The sequence below is a fragment of the Polaromonas sp. P1_E3 genome, from assembly GCF_056405935.1.
Genome location: NZ_JBFUBD010000189.1, coordinates 1 through 5,370, shown reverse-complemented (window position 1 = coordinate 5,370; position 5,370 = coordinate 1). Strand labels below are relative to the sequence as shown.

The 5,370-nt window shown below is 62.1% G+C and carries 6 protein-coding genes; 1 reads left to right on the top strand and 5 read right to left on the bottom strand.

Annotated elements, in window-relative coordinates:
• The first annotated feature begins 188 nt into the window (after nt 1-188).
• Entirely contained in the window at nt 189-545 is a 357-nt protein-coding gene (locus AC1D0Z_RS15510; RefSeq protein WP_477659120.1) for a nuclear transport factor 2 family protein, read from the top strand.
• Nucleotides 546-589: 44 nt separating this feature from the next.
• Here the strand turns inward: AC1D0Z_RS15510 and AC1D0Z_RS15505 are convergent, their stop codons facing one another.
• From AC1D0Z_RS15505 to AC1D0Z_RS15485, 5 genes are all read right to left on the bottom strand, one after another.
• Nucleotides 590-1,687 (bottom strand): VWA domain-containing protein, encoded by a 1,098-nt coding sequence (locus AC1D0Z_RS15505; RefSeq protein ID WP_477659119.1) that lies wholly within the window; start codon nt 1,685-1,687, stop codon nt 590-592.
• Between the two features lie 18 nt (nt 1,688-1,705).
• Nucleotides 1,706-2,686, bottom strand: a complete 981-nt coding sequence (locus tag AC1D0Z_RS15500) for a DUF58 domain-containing protein (protein ID WP_477659118.1) — start codon at nt 2,684-2,686, stop codon at nt 1,706-1,708.
• A gap of 127 nt (nt 2,687-2,813) precedes the next feature.
• On the bottom strand, nt 2,814-3,836 hold the full coding sequence (locus AC1D0Z_RS15495; protein ID WP_477659117.1) for an AAA family ATPase: 1,023 nt from the start codon (nt 3,834-3,836) through the stop codon (nt 2,814-2,816).
• Nucleotides 3,837-3,858: 22 nt separating this feature from the next.
• The gene (locus AC1D0Z_RS15490; protein WP_477659116.1) at nt 3,859-4,797 is read right to left on the bottom strand and encodes a S1C family serine protease; all 939 of its coding nucleotides are present in this window, start codon (nt 4,795-4,797) and stop codon (nt 3,859-3,861) included.
• A gap of 192 nt (nt 4,798-4,989) precedes the next feature.
• The coding region (locus tag AC1D0Z_RS15485) for an ABC transporter permease (protein WP_477659115.1) at nt 4,990-5,370 on the bottom strand (381 nt) is incomplete at its 5' end.

The window sequence follows — 5,370 nt, the reverse complement described above, 5'->3', positions numbered from 1 at the left end:
ACGACTACCTTCCCGCCTTGAAGGCCGTGGGCGTCAAGCACATCAAAGGCGAAGTGCTGCGCGGCAGCGGTGAATTCGCGCCGCTAGAGGTCCCGGAGGCCTTCACGCAGGCGCTGACTTCGTTCGCGAAGGAATGCCAGAAACATTGAACGGATAGAACCGCGGCAGTCGCAAAGAGGGGTTTTTTAATGTCAGAGAAACACAGAGAGATTCTGAGGAAGGCCAACGCGGCTATCGCCGAGGGCGATATTGAAGGATTCCTGAAGTTCTGCACGGAAGATTCGGAATGGGTTTTCTTGGGCGACAAGACGCTTAAAGGGAAAGATGCCATTCGCCAGTGGATGACGACTGCATACAAAGAGCCACCAGAGTTTGAAGTCCATCACATGATTACCGACAACGACTTTGTCGCCGCGCTCGGCGAGATCACCTTGAAGGACGACGCGGGGAAAGCGGTCCGCCATGCCTACTGTGATGTCTGGCGCTTTCGGGATGGAAAGATGGCTGGGTTGCAGGCCTTTGTTATCAAGGCCGGGTTGACTTGAGCCGATAACTTGTGCCGTAGTCGCTGTTGCCCCGGGGCTTTTTCTCACAGAATCCGGTTAAACCACAGCAGCGACAAACTGGCCGACACCAGCGCCAGCACGGCGGCAAGCAGCGCCAGCAAACCCGAGACTTCGGTTTCTTTTTTCTCAATCGCCAGGCGCGAACTGAGGGTTTCATACACCTTCTTCAGGTCGGCTGCCGTGCCAGCGTAAAAGTACTCGGCCTGTGTCGCGCGGGCAATACCCTTTAAGGTCTCTTCGTCGAGCTTGACGCGCATGGACCAGCCCTCAAAGCCGATCGTTTCGCCATCCACCGTGCCTACGCCAACGGTGTAGATTCGAACGCCGCGGTCTGCGGCCAGCTTGGCGGCGTCGAGTGAGTCCACGCCCGTGGTGCGCTGGCCGTCTGTGAGCAGGATGATGGCGGCTGAGGTGTACGAGCCTGGGGCGACCGGCGTGAATTCCTTTTTGGCATTTTTGTCTGGATTCAGTGCCTGGTCCAGCGATGTGCCGCGGGACTTTTCCCTTCCGTATTGCATGGAGGCGATGTCTATGCCGGCGTCGGGGAACAGCTCGGCCAGCGACACCACGATGCCGTTGCCGATGGCAGTGCCGCGCTGCAACTGGAACTTGTCAATCGCAGCCGTGAGGTCTTCGCGGCTGAGTGTCGGTTGCTGCACGACAGCGGCGGTGCCGGCAAACGCGACGATGCCTACACGCACGTTGCGCGGCAAGTCGGCCAGAAAGGCTTTGGCGGCGTTCTGGGCGGCAACCAGACGATTGGGTTGAACATCGGTGGCGCGCATGCTGCCCGAGACATCCATGGCAAGGATGATGGTTTCGCGCTGCGAAGGCAGGCTGATCACGGCAAAGGGGCGTGACGCCGCCACCAGCATCGCGGCGATGGACAGCAGAAACAGCAGGGGCGGAACATGCCGGCGAAAGCTCTGGCCGCGGCCCATGGCTTCGCGCACGATGGAGAGGCTGGCGTAGCGCAACGCCATTTTTTTCTTGCGGCGCAGCAGCCACACATAGACGGCCACCAGCAGCGGAATGGCCAGCAGCAACCATAAAAATTCCGGCCAGAGGAAAGTCGGCAGCGGAAGCTTTGATGTGAAAGAGGTCAACCAGCTGAAGTTCATGAATGTTCCTTGGCGGCTTCAGGCGGCATGTCCCATGTGGGCCGGCAGCTTGCCGCCTGCTGCATTGGCGCCTGATGTACGGCTGCGCCGTTTGCGGAGTTCGGTAAACCGCAGGATGGCGTCAACCAGGTTGTCGTCGGTGGAAAGCTCCAGCGTGTCCACGCCGGCGCGTGCGAGCGACTGCCGCAACTCGGCTTCACGCTGGGCGGCGATGCGTGCAAAGCGCTTGCGAAAGCCCGCATCGTGCGTGTCGACCAGCAGTTGCTCGCCGGTTTCGACATCGCGGATGGGAATGAGGCCGAGGTCGGGCAAGTCCAGCTCCAGCGGATCAAGCAGGCGCACGGCCACCACTTCATGGCGGCGGGCGAGTTGGCCCAGCGTCTTTTCCCAACCGGGTTCGCTGATGAAGTCGGACACCACAAACACGGTGGAGCGTCGGCGTATGAAACTGGCCGCGGACTCGAGCAACTCATGCAGGCGTGTGGGGCCGAGGTCTGTGGTTTCGGGACGGGCCTGCAAGGTGTGCAGCAGATGGAGAACATGGTGGCGGCCGCCGCGTGCGGGAATCACGGCGTCAACGCCGGAGCCATAGAGCATGGCGCCCACGCGGTTGCCGTGGCGCGTCAGCATGCGGGCCAGCACGGCGACAAATTCAGCGGACACGTTGCGCTTGCGCTGCTCGCTGGAGCCAAAGTCCATCGAGGGGCTCAGGTCCAGCAGGAACCAGGCGCTCATTTCACGGTCTTCGGTGAAGACGCGTACGTGGGGTTGTTCCAGGCGGGCGGTGACGTTCCAGTCGATATGGCGCACGTCGTCGTGGTGCTGGTACTCACGCAGGTCGGCCAAATCCATGCCGGTGCCGCGCAGCAGCGTGCGGTAGTCCCCCTGCAGCAGGCCGTCGAGCCGGCGCAGCACGGTCCACTCCAGCCGGCGCAGCAGTTGTTCTGCGTTGGCTGCTGAAGCAGGCTTAGCGGAGGGTTCAGGGGCCGAATTTTTCATGAAATCGATAATATGAAGAACTTCTCAACCAAGCATGAGCCGCGGAACCGGCTTTGCCGGGCCGCGGGCAGGCGGCCCCTTGAGGGGCAGCGACCCGCGTAGCGGCGAAGCGTGGGGGCTCCTATGTTTAGGCTGCGAGTTTTTCATGCTCTAAGGGCTTGGCAGGGGGCGGGATTTTTGCCATTATTTTTGCGACGAGGCCGTCTGCCGATAGCCCTTCGGACAGTGCCTCATACGACAGCACCAGCCGATGGCGCAGTACATCGGGTACGAGGTCGGTCATGTCTTCTGGCAGGGCGTAGCTGCGTCCGCGCAGCATGGCCAGCGCGCGGGCGCCTTCGGTCAGGTTGATGGTGGCGCGCGGGCTGGCGCCGAAGGTGATGAAGCGCTGCAAATCCTTCAAACCATGCTTTGTCGGATTGCGGGTGGCCGACACCAGCCGCACGGCGTATTGCACAAGGGACGGGTCAACGTAAATGCGGCGGCACTCGCGCTGCAGCGCGGCCAACTGGTCGGTGGTGGCCACGGCRCTCACKGCCACAGCCGGGCCGGTGACGCGCTGGACGATGACRAAYTCTTCYTCGTCGGTSGGGTAGTCSACCAGCACCTTCATCATGAAGCGGTCGACCTGCGCTTCGGGCAGCGGGTAGGTGCCTTCGGTTTCAATCGGGTTTTGTGTGGCCATCACCAGGAAAGGCTCGGGCACCTTGTGGGTGATGCCGGCAATCGTGACCTGGCGCTCCTGCATCACCTCCAGGAGCGCGCTCTGCACCTTGGCCGGCGCGCGGTTGATTTCGTCGGCCAGCAACAGATTGGTAAACACTGGCCCTAATGACGTGGTGAATTCGCCGTTTTTCTGGTTGTAGATGCGTGTGCCCACCAGGTCGGCCGGCACCAGGTCGGGCGTGAACTGGATGCGCTTGAAATTGCCCTGCACGGTGTTGGCCAGGGTCTTGACGGTCAGCGTCTTGGCCAGGCCCGGAACGCCTTCCACCAGCAGGTGGCCCTGCGCCAGGATGGCAACCATGACGCGTTCGAGAAAGCGGTCTTGCCCCACCACCACACGTTTGACTTCGTACAGGATCTGCTCCATCAGCTGCGCGGTGGCGTCATGGCTGGCGGTGGAATGTTCGGGCGTGTGCTGTTCCATGCGTCGATGTCCTTAAAAGTCTTCAGAAGGGGGGCATGCCGGCGGCCGAGGCCGCGTTTTCAATCGGCACTGCAAAACCGATGCCGACAAACGTGCGCTGCTGGTTGGGGTTGAAGATGGCGGTCACGATGCCGATCACTTCGCCGTCCATGGTGACCAGCGGCCCGCCCGAATTGCCGGGGTTGGCGGCAGCGTCGAACTGGATCAGGTTGCTCATCATCTGCTTGCCTTCGGGCGAGCGGAAGTTGCGCTTGAGCCCGGAAATGACACCTGCCGAGGCCGAGGGCCCGATGCCAAAGGGATAACCTACGGCCATGACCTGGTCGCCGGGGGCAAGGTCTGCGGTAGAGCGCATGGTGGCGGCAATCAGGTCATCGGGAATCTTGTGCGCCTGCAGCACGGCCAGGTCGTTTTCAGGTTGCACGCCGCTGATGCTGGCGGTGGACTCCAGGCCGTCCGAGAACGTGACCTTGATGGTTGTTGCACCTTGCACCACATGCAGGTTAGTCAGGATGATGCCCTTGTCGACGATGACCACGCCGGTGCCCACGCTGCGCTCGCCGTCTTCCTTGCCGTCCTTGTCCTTCCCCAGGCCGACGATGCGCACGACCGAGGGGATGATGGTGTCGTACGCCCGGGTTCCAGGGGATGGCAGGACGGTGGTCTCCAGGGTCTTGATCACGGCCGCGTTGATGTCCTCCTGCGTCAGCTTGCGGGCCGCAGGCCGCAGCGGGGAGGCAAAACTGATGGCCAGCAGCAGGGCCAGCAGGCCGACGACGGACCACAGCAGGTAGAGCTGGTGCCGCGCCAGGCGCTGGCCGAGCCGGGAAAGCCGGGAGGCTGGCGGTGGCGGGGAGAGCGGGCCGGTTTCGGCTGTGGACTCGCCCGGCGGCTGCGCCTGGGTGTCACACGCATTCCGCGCCGGACGGTTTGAACTGCTGTAAAGGGCTGGCCTGCGCATCCGTTCACCTGTGAGGTCAAAGTGTCAAAACCGGGCTGATACGGGGCGAAAAAGCGGTTTTCAGGCCCTGTATTTACAGATGCACCGTATCACGATTCCTTCATCCATGCACGTGATTTGGGTATAGGCGCGGAAGGCTTTGTAAAGCAGTTGCTGAAGCCCATTTTGGAGGGCAGTAACCGGCATGCGGTTTTAGCGGCTGGGGGTGTCGGGGGGACTGCGCAATAGCGTCAAGGCCAGGGCCGCCGAGGCCAGCATCAGGAACAGGCTGACGGCATTGAGCACCGGCGTGGCGCCCTCCCGCATGCGTCCGTACATCATGACGGTCAGCGGTGCGTCCGAGCCGACCAGCATCAGGGTGGTGTTGAAGTTCTCGAAGGACATCAGGAACGAGATCGCGGCAGCGCCGATGAGCGCGGGTTTCAGGTAGGGCAGGGTGATGGTGGCGAAGACAGCGGCGCGGGAAGCGCCCAGGTTGTACGCCGCCTCTTCCAGGGTGATGTCAAAACGTTTCAGGCGGGCGGAAATGATGAGGGTGGCGATCGACACAATGTAGGAGAACTGGCCCAGCAC

What these genes read in the sequence shown, in the direction of transcription:
- AC1D0Z_RS15510 (WP_477659120.1), top strand. Translation starts at nt 189, where the DNA reads ATGTCAGAGAAACACAGAGAGATTCTGAGGAAGGCCAACGCGGCTATC.
- AC1D0Z_RS15505 (WP_477659119.1), bottom strand. Translation starts at nt 1,687, where the DNA reads ATGAACTTCAGCTGGTTGACCTCTTTCACATCAAAGCTTCCGCTGCCG.
- AC1D0Z_RS15500 (WP_477659118.1), bottom strand. Translation starts at nt 2,686, where the DNA reads ATGAAAAATTCGGCCCCTGAACCCTCCGCTAAGCCTGCTTCAGCAGCC.
- AC1D0Z_RS15490 (WP_477659116.1), bottom strand. Translation starts at nt 4,797, where the DNA reads ATGCGCAGGCCAGCCCTTTACAGCAGTTCAAACCGTCCGGCGCGGAAT.